Source organism: Catenulispora sp. MAP12-49 (assembly GCF_041262705.1).
Lineage (GTDB): Bacteria > Actinomycetota > Actinomycetes > Streptomycetales > Catenulisporaceae > Catenulispora.
This window is the reverse complement of record NZ_JBGCCP010000028.1, coordinates 36,432-53,912: the sequence shown is the minus strand read 5'-3', so window position 1 is coordinate 53,912 and position 17,481 is coordinate 36,432. Positions and strand designations below refer to the sequence as shown.

General features: G+C 70.3%; 15 protein-coding genes. 9 read left to right on the top strand and 6 right to left on the bottom strand.

Translation table 11 applies throughout. From position 1 onward, the window contains the following. Positions 1 to 40: 40 nt before the first annotated feature. Positions 41 to 3,832 (bottom strand): hypothetical protein, encoded by a 3,792-nt coding sequence (locus ABIA35_RS36440; protein WP_370360970.1) that lies wholly within the window; start codon positions 3,830 to 3,832, stop codon positions 41 to 43. Positions 3,833 to 3,947: 115 nt separating this feature from the next. Here ABIA35_RS36440 and ABIA35_RS36435 point away from each other — a divergent pair, with 115 nt between their 5' ends. Then, complete coding sequence (locus ABIA35_RS36435) at positions 3,948 to 5,114, top strand: phosphotransferase family protein (protein WP_370360969.1); 1,167 nt, start codon at positions 3,948 to 3,950, stop codon at positions 5,112 to 5,114. Here ABIA35_RS36435 and ABIA35_RS36430 read toward each other — a convergent pair. Further along, positions 5,084 to 5,686, bottom strand: coding sequence for a DUF4389 domain-containing protein (locus tag ABIA35_RS36430; RefSeq protein WP_370360968.1), 603 nt, complete (start codon positions 5,684 to 5,686; stop codon positions 5,084 to 5,086). The genes ABIA35_RS36435 and ABIA35_RS36430 overlap by 31 nt on opposite strands. Before the next feature lie 86 nt (positions 5,687 to 5,772). Then, positions 5,773 to 6,888 carry a hypothetical protein gene (locus tag ABIA35_RS36425; RefSeq protein ID WP_370338327.1) on the bottom strand — a complete coding sequence of 372 codons (1,116 nt, stop codon included), beginning with the start codon at positions 6,886 to 6,888 and terminating at the stop codon, positions 5,773 to 5,775. Positions 6,889 to 6,976: 88 nt separating this feature from the next. Here ABIA35_RS36425 and ABIA35_RS36420 point away from each other — a divergent pair, with 88 nt between their 5' ends. The 3 genes from ABIA35_RS36420 (at position 6,977) to ABIA35_RS36410 (ending at position 10,147) form a co-directional block, all read left to right on the top strand. Continuing rightward, a complete protein-coding gene (locus ABIA35_RS36420; protein ID WP_370360967.1) occupies positions 6,977 to 7,888 on the top strand; it encodes an LLM class flavin-dependent oxidoreductase in 912 nt (303 codons plus the stop codon). A gap of 23 nt (positions 7,889 to 7,911) precedes the next feature. Beyond that, positions 7,912 to 8,781 carry an arylamine N-acetyltransferase gene (locus tag ABIA35_RS36415; RefSeq protein ID WP_370360966.1) on the top strand — a complete coding sequence of 290 codons (870 nt, stop codon included), beginning with the start codon at positions 7,912 to 7,914 and terminating at the stop codon, positions 8,779 to 8,781. Between the two features lie 124 nt (positions 8,782 to 8,905). Continuing rightward, a complete protein-coding gene (locus ABIA35_RS36410) occupies positions 8,906 to 10,147 on the top strand; it encodes a DUF4132 domain-containing protein (RefSeq protein WP_370360965.1) in 1,242 nt (413 codons plus the stop codon). 4 nt (positions 10,148 to 10,151) lie between these two features. On the opposite strand, the gene ABIA35_RS36405 is transcribed toward ABIA35_RS36410, so the two are convergent. After that, complete coding sequence (locus ABIA35_RS36405) at positions 10,152 to 10,913, bottom strand: HAD-IIB family hydrolase (protein ID WP_370338319.1); 762 nt, start codon at positions 10,911 to 10,913, stop codon at positions 10,152 to 10,154. A gap of 138 nt (positions 10,914 to 11,051) precedes the next feature. Further along, on the bottom strand, positions 11,052 to 12,272 hold the full coding sequence (locus ABIA35_RS36400; RefSeq protein ID WP_370338317.1) for an NADP-dependent malic enzyme: 1,221 nt from the start codon (positions 12,270 to 12,272) through the stop codon (positions 11,052 to 11,054). A gap of 310 nt (positions 12,273 to 12,582) precedes the next feature. On the opposite strand from ABIA35_RS36400, the gene ABIA35_RS36395 reads away from it, so the two are divergent. The 4 genes from ABIA35_RS36395 (at position 12,583) to ABIA35_RS36380 (ending at position 16,253) form a co-directional block, all read left to right on the top strand. Then, on the top strand, positions 12,583 to 13,524 hold the full coding sequence (locus ABIA35_RS36395) for an ABC transporter substrate-binding protein (RefSeq protein WP_370360964.1): 942 nt from the start codon (positions 12,583 to 12,585) through the stop codon (positions 13,522 to 13,524). A 7-nt stretch (positions 13,525 to 13,531) separates the two neighbouring features. After that, the gene (locus ABIA35_RS36390; RefSeq protein WP_370338313.1) at positions 13,532 to 14,518 is read left to right on the top strand and encodes an amino acid ABC transporter permease; all 987 of its coding nucleotides are present in this window, start codon (positions 13,532 to 13,534) and stop codon (positions 14,516 to 14,518) included. Continuing rightward, positions 14,515 to 15,324, top strand: coding sequence for an amino acid ABC transporter ATP-binding protein (locus tag ABIA35_RS36385; RefSeq protein WP_370360963.1), 810 nt, complete (start codon positions 14,515 to 14,517; stop codon positions 15,322 to 15,324). The genes ABIA35_RS36390 and ABIA35_RS36385 overlap by 4 nt, the downstream gene beginning before the upstream one ends. A 290-nt stretch (positions 15,325 to 15,614) precedes the next feature. Next, complete coding sequence (locus ABIA35_RS36380; protein ID WP_370338309.1) at positions 15,615 to 16,253, top strand: CGNR zinc finger domain-containing protein; 639 nt, start codon at positions 15,615 to 15,617, stop codon at positions 16,251 to 16,253. A gap of 132 nt (positions 16,254 to 16,385) precedes the next feature. Here ABIA35_RS36380 and sodX read toward each other — a convergent pair whose 3' ends face one another. After that, positions 16,386 to 16,742 carry a nickel-type superoxide dismutase maturation protease gene (sodX, locus tag ABIA35_RS36375; RefSeq protein ID WP_370360962.1) on the bottom strand — a complete coding sequence of 119 codons (357 nt, stop codon included), beginning with the start codon at positions 16,740 to 16,742 and terminating at the stop codon, positions 16,386 to 16,388. 95 nt (positions 16,743 to 16,837) lie between these two features. Between sodX and sodN the strand changes: the two genes are divergently transcribed. Beyond that, a complete protein-coding gene (gene sodN, locus ABIA35_RS36370; protein WP_370338305.1) occupies positions 16,838 to 17,239 on the top strand; it encodes a superoxide dismutase, Ni in 402 nt (133 codons plus the stop codon). The last annotated feature ends 242 nt before the right edge of the window (positions 17,240 to 17,481 follow it).

Sequence of the window (17,481 nt, the reverse complement as noted above, 5' to 3'; positions counted from 1 at the left end):
TGCTGTCGGCTTACTGACTGTTTCGGTCAGCCTGTTTCTGTCAGCTGCTGCTGCGCCAGGGCTGCGAGGGCGCCGGCGGCGGGCCGTAGCCGGGGGGCGCGCCGATGTGGGTGCGGTCGGCATCGGACTCGCCGGACTGCCACCCGCGCTCCTCGAAGGCCCCGGGCCGGATCGGGCGCGCGGCGAAGGAATCGGGGCCCTCCACGACCTCGACCACTTCCTCGTCCACCACCAACGCGGGCCCGTCGTAGACCACGGTCGGCTGGTCCGGCACCGGCTGGAACACCACCACCGGCTCCTCCACGACGGCGACCGGCTCCTCGACCACCATGACCTCGTCGGCCGCGGCGGCCGCGAATTCCGCGACGGTGCCGGCCCCGCGCTGCGCCGGGAACGCGGCGATCGACGGCTGCTGCGGCTCGCCGAACACCGCGGCCGCACGCTGGTCGATACGGGCCTGGCGCTCGTCGGCGGAGAGGGTCTCGACGAATTGGGCGCCGTCGTCGAGGTCGGCGAGTTCGGCGGCGTCGGCATCGGGCACAGGCTCGTGAACGACGGTTGGCTCATCGGCCGCTACCGCTTCGGCGTACAGGGCGCGAAGGTCCTGCTGCTCGGCGGGAGCGATGTAGCCGGTCGGCGCTTCGGCGCGCGCATCGGCTTGCGGGGCGCGAGAGTCGAAGTGATCGCCGAACACCGCGCCATTGCCGTTGGCACCGTGGACCGCCGCGTGCGAGCCGGTTCCGGCCGGCGCGATGTGCGGGCCCTGCTCGATCACGGCACCGTTGGTGCCATGAGTCGGCAGATGGATACCGGCCGCCGCCTGCTCAGCCGCGATCTGTTCCGCCGCGGCCTGTTCAGCCGCAGCAGCCGCCTGCTCGGCCGCGATCCGCTCAGCCGCAGCCTGCTCAGCCGCAATCTGCTCAAACGCAGCCTGCTCGGCCGCCGCAGCCGCCGCCTGCTCAGCCGCGATCTGCTCGGCCGCCGCAGCCGCCTCCGCCTCATCGGCCCGGTTGGCCTGGGCCACCATCTCGGCAAGCAGCGCGGCCTCCTCGGCGGCGGCCGCTTCATGGGCCGCGCTCAGTGCCGCATCGTCGTCACCCGCTTCGGCGGCGGCCACGGCCTGCGCGGCGAGCCGCACCGCTTTGTCGTCCTCGAATTCCGCGGCCGCTTCCGCGATCTCCGCGGCCAGATGCGGGGAGCCGGTCTGCGTCACCAGCCCGCCGTCGCCGACGATCACTTCCGCCGCCAGCTCCCGGCGCACCGCGTCGGCCGCCTCTTCCAGGACGGCCCGCGCCAGCGCCCGGAGCGCGTTCTCGTCCGCGGCATGCAGCGCGGCGAGAACCTGCGCCTCGGCCGAAGCCACCGCCGCGTCCAGGACCCCGCCGGCGTTCAGAACTTCGGCCAGCTCGGAGTCGATCTCCTCCGAGACGATCGTCTGCGCGAGCGCTTGGGCCGTCGCCGGGTCGCCGAGGGCGGTGGCCGAAGCGAGTGCCGCGAGGTCTGCGGAGACCTCTTCGGCTTCGATCGGTTCAGGTTCGGGTGCTAGCTGAGGCTGGGGCTCGGGGCTCGGTTCAACCTCGGCCACCACCTCCAAATCCGGCTCGGCCTCGAGCTCCAGCTCGGACTCCGGCTGCGGATGCGGGTGCGGGTGCGGCCCGGATTCCAGCTCGGCCAGCTCGGACTCAAGCCCTGGCCCGGATTCCAGCTCGGACTCGAGCCCCGGTTCCAGCTCCGACTCGAGCTCCGGCCCGGATTCCAGCTCGGCCTCAAGCCCCGGCCCGGATTCCGGCTCAACCCCGAGCCCCGGCCCGGGTTCCGGCTCAGCCTCGAGCCCCGGTTCCAGTTCGGCCTCAAGCCCCGGCTCCTGCTCGGACGCAATCTCCTGCTCCGGCTCCAGCTCCGCTGCGCCAGCGGCCTCGATCGCCGCGCCGTCCTCGTTCCCCCCGTGCGCCGCCTCGCCGTTGTCCCCGTTCTCGCCGTTCTCCCCATCGCCCTGCGCCGAGGCGGCCGCCTCGGCGAACGCCTCCTCGACCGCGGCCTCCACGGCGGCCTCCGCCGCGTGCGCCATCAGTGCCGCCTCGGCGTGCACCACGCCGCCGACGATGCCGGCGATGGCGTCCGCCTCGTGGCGGCGGGCTCGCTCGGCCTCCTCCACGCCGGCCTGCGCTACGGCGTCGCGCTTGTCGGCCGGGACGCGGTCGCCGAGGGCGCCGTACAGGGCCTTGTCGGCGGTCAGGGCCATGGTGCCCACGTCCCAGTTCTCCGGGACGGCGGACAGCAGCGGGTTGTCGCTGAGGTCGAGTTCCTTCAGGGTCAGCTTCTGCCAGTTGCTCGTCGGCAGGTCCGCCAGGCGGTTGCCGCGCAGGACCAGGGCCTCCAGCTTCGGCAGGTCGCAGACCGAGCGCGGGACCCAGGACAGCTGGTTCTCGGCGACGTCCAGTTTGCGCAGTGACTCCAGGCCGCCCAGGGCCCGCGGGAGGGAGGACAGCTCGTTGTCCGCCAGGTCCAGGGTCACCAGGTTGCGGAGCAGGCCCAGGGTGCGCGGGACCCAGGACAGCTGGTTCGAGGCCAGGTTCAAGGTGGTGAGCGCGCCGAGGCCGGACAGTTGGAACGGGAGCTCGCGCAGGTTGTTGCCGACCAGGTCCAGGGTCTCCAGGCGGTGCAGGCCGCCCAGGCCCGCCGGGAGGGCTTCCAGGTCGCAGTACGCCAGCGACAGCCAGGTCAGCCGCTTGAGCGCGCCGACGGAGGCCGGCAGGGAGGTCAGCGGGTTCTGGGCCAGGTTCAGGGTGTCCAGGTTGGCCAGGCCGTCGAAGCTGTCCGGCAGGTCGCGCAGGCTGTTGCGGGAGACGTCCAGGGACGTCAGGACCCGGAGCGCGCCCAGGGACGGGGGCAGCTCGGTGAGCCGGTTGTACGTCAGGCTCAGCTTGTCCAGCGAGGCCAGGCGGCCGATCGCCTCCGGGACGTGGGTCAGCCAGTTGTCGGCCAGGTTCAGCTCGGTCAGCCGGCTCAGGTCGGCGACCGAGGCCGGGAGCTCCTCCAGGTGGTTGCCGCTGAGCGCGAGGGTCTGCAGTTCGCTGAGATTGCCGATGGACGCCGGGAGGGTCTGCAACTGGTTCTTCTGCAGGTACAGCTTGGTCAGCGAGGCCATGTCGCCGATCGAGGTCGGCAGCTTGCGCAGCCGGTTGCCGGTCAGGCTCAGCTCCTGCAGCCGGATCAGGGCCCCGATGCTCGGCGGCAGCTCGGTCAGGACGTTGTCGTCGGCCGACAGCGACACCAGGGTCTGCGTGTCGCCGATCCAGTCCGGGAGCTCGGCGAGCCGGTTGCCGTCCACGACCAGGGTGCGCAGGTTCGGCGAGCCCAGCGAGTTCGGCAGCTCGGGCAGCTGGTTCTTCTGCAGATACAGCTGGGTGAGCTCGCCCAGGCGCCCGACTGCGTCGGGCAGTTCGGTGAACGCGTTCTCATCGAGCCACAGGCTGCTCAGCCGCTCCAGCCGGGCGAACTCCTCGGGCAGCGTGGCCAGGCCGTTGCCGGTCAGGCTCAGCTCGATCAGTCCGGTCAGCAGCGTCACCTGAGGCGGCAGTTCCTCGCAGCCGTTGGCGTCCAGCCACAGCCGGCGCAGGCCCGTCAGCTCGCCGAGCGTCTCGGGCAGGTCCAGCAGCCGGTTGCCCGAAAGGTTCAGGAAGGTGACGGGCCGCAGCTCCGGCAGACGGCCGAAGTCGGCGGGGAGCCCGGCCAGACCCAGATTGGACAGGTCCAGGCCGACCTCACCGTTGTCCTCGGTGGTGAGACGGTCACTGATGAGTCTTCTGATGTGGTCGATGTCCGGATTCACAGTCCGTCCCCCTGCGTCGTTCTGAAGTGGCAATCGCAATGCTCTCGGCCGTCACAGACTGCCATCCCCGACAGGTGTATGTCGCATTGACGCTACCTTGCTTATAGTCCGCGCCGTGAGCGAACCGAGCAGGAACGCCGAAGCCGGACCGGATGCCACCCGGCCCCAGACCAGCACCCGCGACCCCGAGGCACTGCGGGCCGCCCTCGAACCCTGGCTGTCCCGCCGGACCGGCGGTTCGGCTGTCGGGATATCGGATGTCCGAACACCTCAGACCAACGGGATGTCCTCCGAGACGTTGTTGTTCGACGCCCACTGGACCTCCCCCGACGGCCGGGCGCAGTTCTCCCAATGCGTCGCGCGCCTGGCGCCCGCCTCCGACGCCATGCCCATCTTCCCCGAATACCGGATGCGGGATCAGTTCACTGTCATGGCGTTGGTCGGCGAACGCACGGCGGTTCCGGTGCCCCGGACTCTTTGGTACGAATCCGACCCGGAAATCCTCGGCGCGGAGTTCTTCGTGATGGAGCGCGTCGAGGGCCTGGTGCCGCCGGACATCCTGCCCTACACCTTCGGCGACAACTGGCTCTTCGAGGCCACCGACGACCAGCGGCGGGTCCTGCGGAACACGACCGTCGCCGCCCTGGCGCGCATCCACGCCATCCCCGTGACAGCCGCGGAGGTCACCTTTCTGGGTGATCTCGGAGCGGACGGCGACACCGCGCTCCGCGCCCACGTCGAGGGCTGGCGCGCGTACAACGCCTGGGCCCACGGCGCGCAGCCGATCCCGATCCTGGAGAAGGCGTTCGCCTGGCTCGACGCGCACTGGCCGGCCGCCGTCGACACCCCGGTCCTGAGTTGGGGCGACGCCCGCATCGGCAACATCATGTACCGGGACTTCGCCCCGGCGGCGGTCCTGGACTGGGAGATGGCCGGGATCGCGCCCCGCGAGGTGGACCTCGGCTGGCTCGTCTTCCTCCACCGGTTCTTCCAGGACCTCGCGGAGTTCTTCGGCCTGCCCGGGCTGCCGGACTTCCTGTCCTTCGGCGACGTGGCCGAGGAGTACACCGCGCTCACCGGCTACCGCGTCCGCGATCGGGAGTTCTACGAGGTGTACGCCGCGCTGCGGCACGGGATCGTGATGGCCCGGGTGAACCAGCGCCGCGTCCGGTTCGGAGAGCAGGAGGCCCCGGCCGAACCGGACGGACTGGTGAACCACGCCGCGACGCTCGAGCACATGCTCGACGGGACCTACTGGTCCTCGAGCGAGAACGGCGGGTAGGCGTCGTGCGTCAGGTACATGTAGCTCGACACCCGGGTCTGCCAGCGGAGGACGCCGGTGACGAAGTTCCACAGCCCCCGCGGGTAGCGGCCGGTGAACAGGATCGCCCACCAGGCGATGAAGCTCGCGATGCCGGCGCACAGGCCCAGGGCGTACAGCACGATGAAGTGCGGGATGAGCATGAAGATCTTGACGAAGATGAGGCCCCGGCTCAGTTTCTCCGGGTACTGGAACTGCACCTTCACCGGGTAGCCGGCGCCCTGCGGCGGCCGGCCGCCGTACGGGCTCGGCCCGGGGCCGTAGCCGGGTCCGCCGGGACCGCCGGGGCCGCCGGGGCCGGGGCCGTAACCGGGTCCGCCCGGACCGCCGGCCGGAGGCCCATAGCCGGGTCCGCCCTGACCGCCCTGACTGCCCTGACCGCCCGCCGGCGGGCCGTAGCCGGGAGGCTGCTGCCCATAGCCGGGTCCGCCTTGTCCGTACCCCTGCCCGCCGTACCCCTGGCCGCCTTGCCCGCCCTGCCCGTACCCCTGCCCGCCCTGGCCATAGCCGGGTCCGTACTGGTCTGAAGACATGGTTCCCCTCCGTAGTCGACGTGAGCCGCGTACGGAACCTACTGCGTGATCATGAACTGGGGAATGGTGATCCACGGGGCGGAAAATCAGCCCCGCACGTCGTCCGCCACCGGCTTGGACTTCGCGGGCTGCCGGTTCACCGGGGTGATGACGTCGATCTGCGCCTCCGAGGTGCGCCGCGGGCCCGACCAGCGGGCCGGGACCGCGTCGATGCGGTAGGCCAGGGCGTACGCCACCGCCTCGTAGTTCACACGCCACCCCTGGAAATGCGGCCACGCCTCATCAGGCGTCCGTTCGAACTCATAGCCCTGGGCGCGCATTCGCTGCACGCCATAGAGGAACTCCTCCTTGGTGAGCAGGATCGGGTCGTCCGGAGAGGGGTCCGGGTTATAGGCCACGCGCTCGGTGCGAGCGATCTCGCGAAGGGTCACATAGCCGCTGCGCAAGGCCATGCGGATCTCGCCGACGTTCTGTGACGGGTTGAACGACACGTGCAGGGCGGCGGCGTCCATGACGGCCAACAGGGCGATCAGCCAGTTGCGCTGCGCGCGGGGGGACCGGAAATAGATGAGAACCGGATAGCTGGTGTGGCTCTCGGACACGTCGGCCGTCCAGCGCTCCCATCCTCTATAGAGGTCCGGGAGTTGGTCGTTCAGGTTGACCATCGCATAGCGCGCCAGGATCTCCGGGCCCCAGGCCGGACCGCCGGCGCGCGCCTCCAGCATCGTCACCTCGGTCTCGCGCCTGGCGTAGGCGGAGTAGAGCGCCGGCAGGTAGCCGACCAGCAGGCCGATGGAGACCGGTCCCGTGACTGCGGCGCAGAAGTCGATCGCGTTCAGCCGGGTCTTGTCGGCGGAGGCGAAACCCAGGGTGAGCAGCGAGGACCCGGCCTCGCGGACCGAGGCCCGCCAGCCCAGGGCGCCGAGCGAGAAGTTGAGCATGGAGTAGCCGATGAGGAAGGCGCCGAGCCAGCCGACCAGCTTGGTGACCACGGACAGCGGTCCGGCGTAGGCCAGGATGCGGTCCTTGGTCTCGTACCGGTCGAAGCGGTTGGCCATCAGCTGGAATGTGCGGTAGACGGTGCGCCCCAGGAGGTTCGACAGCCCAGGACGGAAGACCCGCGGCACCACGAGGGTCCGCACCTCCGACATCAGGGTGCCCAGCACGATCAGGCTCCCGAACACGCCCCAGAACGTCCGCACAGTCCGGCTCCGTTGATCATCGATCCTGTGTTCACCCGCGGCCTGCCGCCCGCTCCATTCCTGGGGTGATCGTAATAGGCTCGGGGGCATGTTGCGTCTCGGCGTCTGCGTCCTGCCCGACCGTCCGTTCCGCGAGGCCGCCGCGCGCTGGCGCCGGGTGGAGGAACTCGGGTTCGAGCACGCGTGGACGTACGACCACATCACCTTCAGCGGCATCCCGGACGGCCCCTGGTACGACGCGGTCACCACCCTGGCCTCGGCCGCCACGGTGACCGAACGGATCAAACTGGGAACTCTGGTGGCCTCGGCCAACTTCCGCCATCCGGTGCCGTTCGCCCAGGAGATCATGTCCCTGGACGACGTCTCGCAGGGCCGCTTCATCCTCGGCTACGGCGCCGGCTCCTTCGGCCCGGACGCCCGGGTGCTCGGCTACGGCCCGGACGGCGAGGGCTGGCCGGCCAAGGAGCGCGGCGAGCGCTACCGGGAGTCGGTGGAGATCCTGGACCAGCTGCTGCGCGGGGCGGCGGAGGGCCGGACCCGCACCACCTACCGCGGCACCTACTACGAGGCGGTGGACGCCCGGATGGAGCCGGGCTGCGTCCAGCAGCCGCGGGTGCCCTTCGGGCTGGCCGCGACCGGGCCGCTGGGTCTGCGGACCGTGGTGAAGCACGCGCAGCTGTGGATCGCCGACGACACCCTGGCCGGCCGGGACGGCGAGGGCCCGACCGCCGCCGACACCTGGGCCGCGTTGGAGAAGGTCACGAAGAAGCTGGACGAGGCCTGCGAGAAGGAGGGCCGGGATCCGGCCTCGCTGCCGCGGCTGCTGCTGACCGGCCTGTCGCCGCTGCGGACGATGGAGTCCAAGGCGCGGTTCGACGAGGTCGCGGGGCGGGTCGAGGAACTCGGCTTCACCGATTTCGTGGTCCACCATCCCCGCGAATCAGGGGCTTACGCCACCCCCGCGCACGTCCTTGACGAGATCGCGCCCGCCAACGCCTGAAGACTGCTTTACCCTATGTCACCATGGCGAACATAGACGTCCAGGGGTATCTCCGCCGCCTGGGCATGGAGCATCCCGGAAAGCCCACCATCGAGGGCCTTTTCGCGCTGCACCGCGCGCACGTGGAACGTGTGGCGTACACCTCCTTGCAGGTCCACCTCGGCCAGCGCACGACACCGGACCCGTACGACTCGGCGGCCCGCATCGTGGCCGGCGAGTCCGGGTACTGCTACCACCTGAACGGCGGGTTCGGGGCTCTGCTGGAGACCCTGGGCTACGACGTGACGACCCACCGCGGCCGGGTCTGGCGCAGCCAGGACCGCGGCGGCCACGGGCTCGGGCCGATCATCGACGAGCCGAACCACCTGGTGCTGCTCGTGGAGGCCGAGGACACCCTCTACTACTGCGACACCGGACTCGGCGACGGGCCGCACGAGCCGGTGCTGTGCGTTCCCGGCGAGACGGTGCAGGGCCCGTACACGTACAAGCTGGAGCGCACCCGGTTCGAGAACGGCGCGTCGGGGTGGAGCTTCACCCACGACCCGAAGGCCGATTCGTTCACCGGCATGGTGTTCGAGGAGCGGATCGCGGCGCTGCCGGACTTCCTGGCGCGGCACGAGTGGATGGAAACGAATCCGGAATCCGTGTTCGTGAAGAACCTCGACGTGTACCGGCGCGACGCCGCCGGCGTCGACCATCTGCGCGGCTGTGTGCTGACCCGCTCGGACGGGACCACGCTCACCACGCGCGAGATCACCGACTCCGAGGAGTGGTTCGACGCGCTGGCCGACCTGTTCTCGCTGCGCCTGCCGGGCGTCGGCGACGTGGCGCAGGAGCGGTTGTGGAAGCGGGTGTGGGAGCAGCACGTGGCGTGGGCCGCGCAGCAGGGCTGACCGGCCGGCTGACCGACCGGCTGACCGACCAGTTGACCGACCATAAGAGGGGCGTGCGATGGGGTGGTTGCGGGGGCGGCGGAAGCGGCGCGACGCCGGGGCGGCCGGGGAGGCGTCCACAGCGGTGCCGACAAACGCACCCGGCGAGGCAGCGGCGAAGGCAGCAGCGACGGCGACGGCGGCAGACGTTCGACAGGCGTCGGCTGCCGGCAGCCCCGACGCGGCCGGCGCCGCCTTCGGGCGGAAGCCGGACGCGTCGTCCGAGCCTGCGGCGCCGGCGCAGGACCGCATCCCGTGGCGCTACCTCGAAGACGGCGCGTACGAGCGGCTGCTCGGTTCGCTCGCGGACGACGCCGACGTCAGTGCCCTGCTGGACTACTGCGAGCGGAGCTCCCCGTGGGACGAGGCCGCCGCGTGCCGCCTGGTCGATCGGGCGCCGCACGCCGGGTTGGCCCTGAGCCGGCTGGTGGACAAGGAAGGGCTGACGCCGCCCCAGTCGGCGGAGTTCGTCAGCGGCCTGATCAAAGCCCTGTCCCTGCTGCCCGCCGAGGAGGCGGTGCCGCTGCTGGTCCGGCTGGCCGCACAGCAGTCCCGGCTCACCGCCGGATCGATGCCGATGGCGCGCGCCGCGATCCGGGCGCTGGCCGCGGTGCACGGGGAACTGGTGCCGCCGGCGCTGCACCAGCTGGCCGCCGAGGCCCGGCTGGCGGCGCTGCGGAAGGCGGCGTACTCGGAGCTGAAGCGGCGGCTGCGCACGCTCTCGGACGCGCCGGAGTGGACGGTCAGCACCTTCGGGCTGGACGGCGCCCGCCAGGTCCGGATCTCGGTGGGACCGGACCACGTGGCGATCATCCGGATACAGCTCGGCGGCCGGGTGAAGGTCCGCTACCACGAGCGCAGCGGGCCCGAGGCGGTGGAGGGCCGGCCGCTGGCCGGCAGGCCGACCGCGGCGACGGTGGATCAGGACGCGCTGCGGGAGGTCTCGGAGCTCGCCGCCGAGCTGCGGACCGCGGTCCGCGCGGCGCGCACGCGCCTGGCGTCGGCGCAGGGCGAGCGGCGCGAGATCCCGCTGGAGGACTGGCTGGAGCACTACATCACGCATCCGGTGACCGGCAGTCTGGCCCGGACTCTGCTGTGGGAAGTGCGAGGCGGCCACGGGGAAGCCTGGCGGATGGGGCTGCCGAAGAAAGCCGGGCGGCACTGGGGTCTGGTCACCGAGACCACCGAACAGATCGTGCCCCGGGACGGCGACGTCCTGCGGATCGCCGTCCCGGTGCGGCTGACGCCGGCCCAGCAGCGGGCCTGGACCCGGGTGCTCGCCAAGGCCGGGGCCGAGCCGGCGCTGAAGCAGATCAAGCCGCGGTGAGCGGTCAGCTCTCCAGCCAGTTCTCCACGAAGTCCGCGGTGTCCTGCCAGTTCTTCACGGCCACCGAGCGGATGCCCATCGCCTCGACCGGGTGGTCGTTGCCCTGCGGGTCGAGGCGGTCGCCGACGAAGAGGATGCCGGCCATGCCGACCTCCAGCTCGGCCATCAGCTTGCGCATGCCGTAGGCCTTGTCGATGCCCTCCGCGGTGACGTCGATCGAGGTGGTGCCGCCGCTGCGGACCTCCAGACCGGGCAGCCGCTCGGCGGCCCAGGCGCGCAGGCGCTCCTTCTTCGAGCCGTCCGGGTCCCAGGTGTTCTTGGCCGGCACGGGGGCTTGCTGGCCCAGGGCGGAGAAGGTGATCTGGCTCCCCCGGTCCTCGACGATGTCGCCCCAGGTCTTCTCCTCCCACAGGCCCAGGGTCTTCGCGCCTTCGGTCAGGACGTCGATCACCGTGCGCTTGGTGGCCTCGGGCAGATCCTCGGAGTAGATCTCCCGCCAGTTCTCGTCGCGGTAGAGGTAGTAGCGCGTCCCGTTCGTCGGCATCAGGTTCAGTTTGGCGAGCTGCCCCGGGGTGGCGTCCAGATAGTCCAGAACCTGGGTCCGGAACTGGGGAAAGGCACCGCCGGAGATGATGCAGACCTGGACCTCGTCCAGGAGGCGGACCAGCAGGCCCGCCATGCGGGGGGTGATCGCGGACTTGGATTCGGCGAGGGTGCCGTCCAGATCGAAGGCCATGACACGCGCATCAGGATCGTGAGAGGTCATGCCCTCACTTCACCGCACAACCCCCGGACACGCCAAGGGACACCTGAGAAAAGGACACCGGTTCCCGGCAGCTCCTGAGCAGCTGCCGGGAACCGGTGTCCCGTGAGCAAAGTAATACAGCCTCGGCCACGGCCGCGGCTACAGCCGGGCGACCCCGTCGCGGCGCGCGGCGTCGGCGACGGCCGCGGTGACGGCCGGGGCGACCCGCTCGTCGAAGGGGCTGGGGATCACCTTGTCGGCGGACAGTTCGTCGGCGACCACCGCTGCCAGGGCCTCGGCGGCGGCCAGCTTCATGCCCTCGGTGATGCGCGAGGCGCGGACAGACAGGGCGCCGGCGAAGACGCCGGGGAAGGCCAGGACGTTGTTGATCTGGTTGGGGAAGTCCGAGCGGCCGGTGGCCACGACGGCGGCGTACTTGTGCGCGACGTCGGGGTGGATCTCGGGGGTGGGGTTGGCCATCGCCGCGATGATCGCGCCGGGGGCCATGGTGGCGACGTACTCCTCGGGGACCTGGCCGCTGGAGACGCCGATGAAGACGTCCGCGCCGCGCATCGCCTCGGCCAGGCCGCCGGTGAGCCGCGCCCGGTTGGTGATCGCCGCGAGCTCGGCCTTCACCGGGGTCAGATCGGTGCGCTCCGCGGAGACGATCCCTCGGGAATCCACCACGGTGAGATCCCCGATGCCCGCGTCGAGCAGGATCTTGGCGATCGCCACGCCTGCCGCGCCGGCGCCGGAGATCACCGCGCGCAGGTCCGCCAGCGGCCGGTTCACGACCTTGGCGGCGTTGCGCAGGGCGGCCAGCAGCACGATGGCCGTGCCGTGCTGGTCGTCATGGAAGACCGGGATGTCCAGGCGCTCCTGCAGGCGGCGCTCCACCTCGAAGCAGCGCGGGGCCGAGATGTCCTCCAGGTTGATGCCGCCGAAGGCCGGGGCCAGCCGGGCGATGGTCTCGACCAGGTCGTCCACGTCCGTGCAGTCCAGGCAGACCGGGACGGCGTCGACCCCGCCGAACTGCTTGAACAGGACCGCCTTGCCCTCCATCACCGGGAGCGCGGCCAGCGGTCCGATGTCGCCCAGGCCCAGGACCGCGGTGCCGTCGGTGACCACCGCGACCGTGTTCGCCTTCCACGTGTAGTCCATCGCGAGCTCCGGACGAGCGGCGATGGCGCTGCAGACCTCTGCGACACCCGGCGTGTAGGCCAGCGAGAGGTCGGCCCGGTCCCGGAGCGGGACCGTGGCGCGCACCTCCATCTTCCCGCCGCGGTGCAGGTCGAAGACGGGCGTTTCGCCCGTATCGCCCACTTCGTCATCGGCGGTGTCGGTTTCGAGGGACTGGGTCGGGATGAGCTGCCCTGACATGGCTTACCCCTAGCTGCCGCGAGCGGCTTGTTGAGGGAACGGTAAAGGCCGGACCGTGAACCTGTTGAGGGGTTGAGGGGAGGTTCGCCGGGCTCGTTCGGCTGCAGTCGGATGCTCTTCCGTACCGCGCTTCACAAGGTCCGATGGGTCCGTTCGACGCTGTCGCACCGACGACGCGGGGTTCGCCCGTGATGCGATTTTTACATGGCTGCCTATGTTCAACAGCCATTTGCCGGTGCAAGGATTCCAGCACCGTACCCCATGAACGTTGCTTGAGCGGGTAATGGATAACCCACCAGGAGGAGAACACATGCGAGCCGGGAGAACATCCAGGGCCGTCATAGTCGGGGCCGCGGGGATCGCGCTGGTCCTCACCGCGGCAGGCTGCGGAAGCGGCAGCAAGCCGGGAAGCAGCTCGTCCGGGTCGACGACCTCCGCCGCCTCCTCCTCGGGTTCGGGCGCCGTCGACAGCGCGGCCGCCGCCCTGGTCCCGGCCGCGATCAAGAGCAAGGGCACCATCACCATCGCCACCGACCCCAGCTACCCGCCGAACGAGTCCAAGGACCAGAACGGCAACATCGTCGGCTGGGACGTGGACATGGGCAACGCGATCGCCGCGAAGCTGGGCCTGAAGGCGAACTTCACCGAGGTCACCTTCGACGACATCGTCACCGGCATCTCGACGAACAAGTACGACGCCGGCATGTCCTCCATCACGGACAACAAGACGCGTGAGGGCGTCGACGACTTCGTGACGTACTTCAACGCCGGTACGAAGCTGATGGTCCCCAAGGGCAACCCGAAGAACCTCACCGACAACTCCCCGACCGACCTGTCGCTGTGCGGCCTGACCATCGGCGTGGAGAAGGGCACGATCCAGGAGAACCCGGACATCCCGACCCGCAACAAGGCCTGCGAGGCGGCCGGCAAGCCGGACATCAAGACCCTCTCCCAGGACACCCAGGACCAGATCAACGAGTCCCTGTCCTCGGGCCGCTGCGACGCGGTCCTGGCCGACTCCCCGGTCGTGGACTACTACGCCAAGAGCGGCAACTTCCAGGCGGTCGGCGACCTCTACTCCGGCGCCCCCTACGGCATCGCCATCGCCAAGAGCAACAGCGGGCTGTCGCAGGCCTTCCTGGCCGCCCTGAAGGACCTGGTGGCCGACGGCACCTACCACCAGCTCACCACCAAGTACGGGATCCAGGCGGGCGACTACACCACCCCCGGTCTGAACCAGGCGACGAGCTGAGCCGCGAGTGAGTAAGAGCAATCCGACGGCGGACGCGGACAACGCGTCCGTCCTGGACGCCGCCCGGCCCGCCGCGATCCGTGCGGTACCGGTCCGGCGTCCCGGCCGGTGGATCAGCGCGGCCGTCCTGGCCGTGCTGGCCCTCATGTTCTTCAACATGCTGGCGTTCAACAAGAACTTCGGCTGGGACCTGGTCCGGCAGTGGCTCTTCTGGCACACCATCGTCCAGGCGGTGTTCGTCACCCTGCAGCTGACCGTCTACGCGATGCTCATCGGCATCATCGGCGGTGTGCTGCTGGCCGTGATGCGGCTGTCGAGCAACCCGGTGTCCGCCAGCGCGGCCTGGGCCTACACGTGGTTCTTCCGCGGCACCCCGGTGCTGGTGCAACTGCTGTTCTGGAACAACATCGCGGCGCTGGTCGGCCAGCAGGTCGGCTTCGGCGTGCCCTTCGGGCCGCAGTTCTTCCACCTGGACACCAACTCCACCATCACCCGGTTCACCGCCGCGGTGCTCGCGCTGGGACTGAACGAGGCCGCCTACATGTCCGAGATCGTCCGCGCCGGCATCCTGTCGGTGGACGAGGGGCAGACCGAGGCCGCGGCGTCCCTGGGCATGCGGCGCGCGAGGATCATGCGCCGGATCGTGCTGCCGCAGGCGATGCGGGTCATCATCCCGCCGACCGGCAACGAGACCATCAGCATGCTGAAGACCTCGTCACTGGCCTCGGTGATCGGCGTGGTCGAGCTGACGGACGCCAGCGAGTCGGCGATCCACCTGTACTTCAAGGCGATCCCGTTCTATGTCGTGGCCTCGCTGTGGTACCTGTTCTTCACCACGGTGCTGTCCATCGGCCAGTTCTACGTCGAGCGGCACTACGCCCGCGGCTCCAGCCGGAACCTGCCGCCCACGCCGCTGCAGAAGCTGCTCAAGCGGAACCTGTCGTGGCGCCGGACCTCGTACACCGTCGCACCCACCGGGGAGGGACGGACATGACCCAGGACACTGTCCCCCAGGGCCTCGGCTCGGGCCGGTCCGCAGACCGCCCCGCGGTCGAGATCGAGGACGTCTACAAGTCCTTCGGCCGCGTGGACGTCCTGCAGGGCGTCTCCATGGCGGTCCGCGAGGGCGAGGTGGCCTGCCTGATCGGCCCGTCCGGCTCCGGCAAGTCCACCCTGCTGCGCTGCGTCAACCACCTGGAGAAGATCGACGCCGGGCGGATCTGCGTACACGGCCATTTGGTCGGCTACCACGAGCGCAACGGGCGGCTGCACGAGATGCACGACCGCGACGTCGCCAAGCAGCGGCGCACGATCGGCATGGTGTTCCAGCGGTTCAACCTGTTCCCGCACAAGACCGCGCTCGAGAACATCATCGAGGCGCCGATGCAGGTGCTCGGCAAGAGTCGGGACGCGGCGCTGGCCGAGGCCCGCGAGCACCTGGAGAAGGTGGGGCTGTCGGACAAGGCCGGCAACTACCCCAGTCAGCTCTCCGGCGGGCAGCAGCAGCGGGTGGCGATCGCCCGGGCCCTGGCCATGCAGCCCTCGCTCATGCTGTTCGACGAGCCGACCTCGGCGCTGGACCCCGAACTGGTCGGGGACGTGCTCGCGGTGATGCGGGCGCTGGCCGACTCCGGGATGACGATGATCGTGGTGACCCACGAGATGGGCTTCGCCCGGGACGTCGGCGACACCGTGGCGTTCATGGACGGCGGCGTCATCGTGGAGCACGGCGACGCCCGCCAGGTGATCAGCGATCCGCAGCACGAACGCACCCAGGCCTTCCTGGCGAAGGTGCGCTGAGCGGCCCGGATCCCTGGATCCGGCCTCATTCGGCCGCGGAACGTTTCCAAGAGCGTTCCGCGGCCGCTTCGTTGGCCGTTCCCCACAAAGGTCGGATGTGTCGAATCTAAGAAATGCTGTGGCGCGAAGCGTCTCCTCAACGGGTGGTGGTGGGAGACGGGTGGGCGAATCAGCGATGATTTGACCCTCGCGCAGCGACCCCGAACGGCGTACCGTCATGGCTACTAAACGAGCAGAACGTCGGGCAACGGGCGCCTGCCGCACTGCAAGGCGAACAAGGACAGAAGACCGTGGAACTCGCATCCTACGCAGATCGGGCGGTGTCGCTGGTGAACACCGCCGACCCCTACCGGCACCGGGACACGCTCACCACGTGTGAGCAGGCCAAGGAGCTGTTGGCGCCGGAGGGCAGGTGCCGCGTCACGAACGCCGACGTGGCAGAGCTGCGTGCCATCCGGGACCGGCTCCGCGAGGTCTTCGACGCCGCCGAGTCCGGGCGCGTCCCGCGCGCCGTCCAGGTCCTCAACTCCCTGATGAAGCAGTACCCGATCCGCCCGGTGGTCACCGACCACGACGGCGCCTCGTGGCACCTGCACCTGGCCGAGGGCGCGCCGACCATCGCCGCCGTCTACGGCGCGAAGGCGGCCATGGGCCTGGCGGTGCAGGCCACCGAGCTGGGCTTCGACCGGCTCGGCGTCTGCCAGGCCGCGCCGTGCCGCGAGGTGTTCATCGACACCTCGACGAACCGCTCGCGCCGCTACTGCTCGGACCGCTGCGCCACCCGCGCGAACGTGGCCGCCTACCGGGCCCGGCGCAAGGAGCAGGCACGTGCCGCGGCGGCCGTCGAGGCCGAGGCCGCCGCGACCGCCGCGACCGCCGCCGGCGCCAAGGTCATGGCCGGCGCCGGAAGCGCCGCACCCGGCCGCTGAGGAGTTCCCAGCCCCACTGGGAGCTTCGCCGCGCCGGAGTCACTCACAGCGCCTCAGCGGCCGTCCACGGGTCTTTCCCGTCGGGCGGCCGCATGCTTTCAGCACTTTCGGCGCTTTCAGCGCATCAGTACTTCAGCGTTTCTTCGGGATCCGGGCGACCCGGCACGGGTCCCGAAGCCGCAGTACGGCGCGGGCCAGGACTGCGGCGTCCGGCACCGCGCCGAACTCGCGCGAGTCCGAGGTCACGAACTCGTTGTCGCTCAGGAGCCACCAGCCCCCGTTCTCGGGACGGGCCGCGCGCTTGATGACGAGCATCCCGTCGGTGCGGCCCGGATGCCGGGCGACCACCACGTCACCCGGGCGGATCCTTCCCGGGCGCGTCCTGCGGACCAGGACGAAGTCCCCGTCGCGCAGGGCCGGGACCATCGACGGACCGCTCACCCGCAGCACGGACCAGCGCGCCGTGCCGGGGTCCGTGGCCGATCTCACGGACCACACCATGTCACGCGCCGGACTATGGCGGGCAGTAGGGTCGTGGCATCACGTTGTCCGGCAATCCGGCACACAAGATAGGGGAACCTCAAATGTTCTCGCGGATCTTCTCCCGCACCACTGCCGTCCACGCCCACTGCGACCTGCCGTGCGGCGTCTACGACCCGGCGCAGGCCCGGATCGAGGCCGAATCGGTCCTGGCGATCACCAAGAAGTACGCCGACAGCTCCGACGAGGCCTTCCGGACCCGCGCCATCCTGATCAAGGAGCAGCGCTCCGAGCTGGTGAAGCACCACCTGTGGGTGCTGTGGACCGACTACTTCAAGGCCCCGCACTTCGAGAAGTACCCGCAGCTGAACACGCTGTTCAACGAGGCCACGAAGCTGGCCGGCGCGGGCGGCACCAAGGGCAGCATGGACCCGGCGACCGCCGAGCAGCTGCTGGCCAAGATCGAGGAGATCTCCAAGATCTTCTGGGAGACCAAGCAGTCCTGAACCGCCCTTGATCGGCCCCGGGGCGATCACTGCGGACCCGCGAGCCGTCCGGCGCCGGATTTTCCCCGGCGCAGGACGGCTCGTCTGTCCCCCGTTCGGGGTACGTTGAGTGTGAGGGACGAGCACTGAGGGTGCGTCCGGGGCACGCCCGGGCACGCGTTCGGCGTACGATCCGCAGCAGAATGATTCACTCCAGCAGCGGAGGTGTCGTGCATCAGCACTCTGCCCAGCGGACAGCCGTC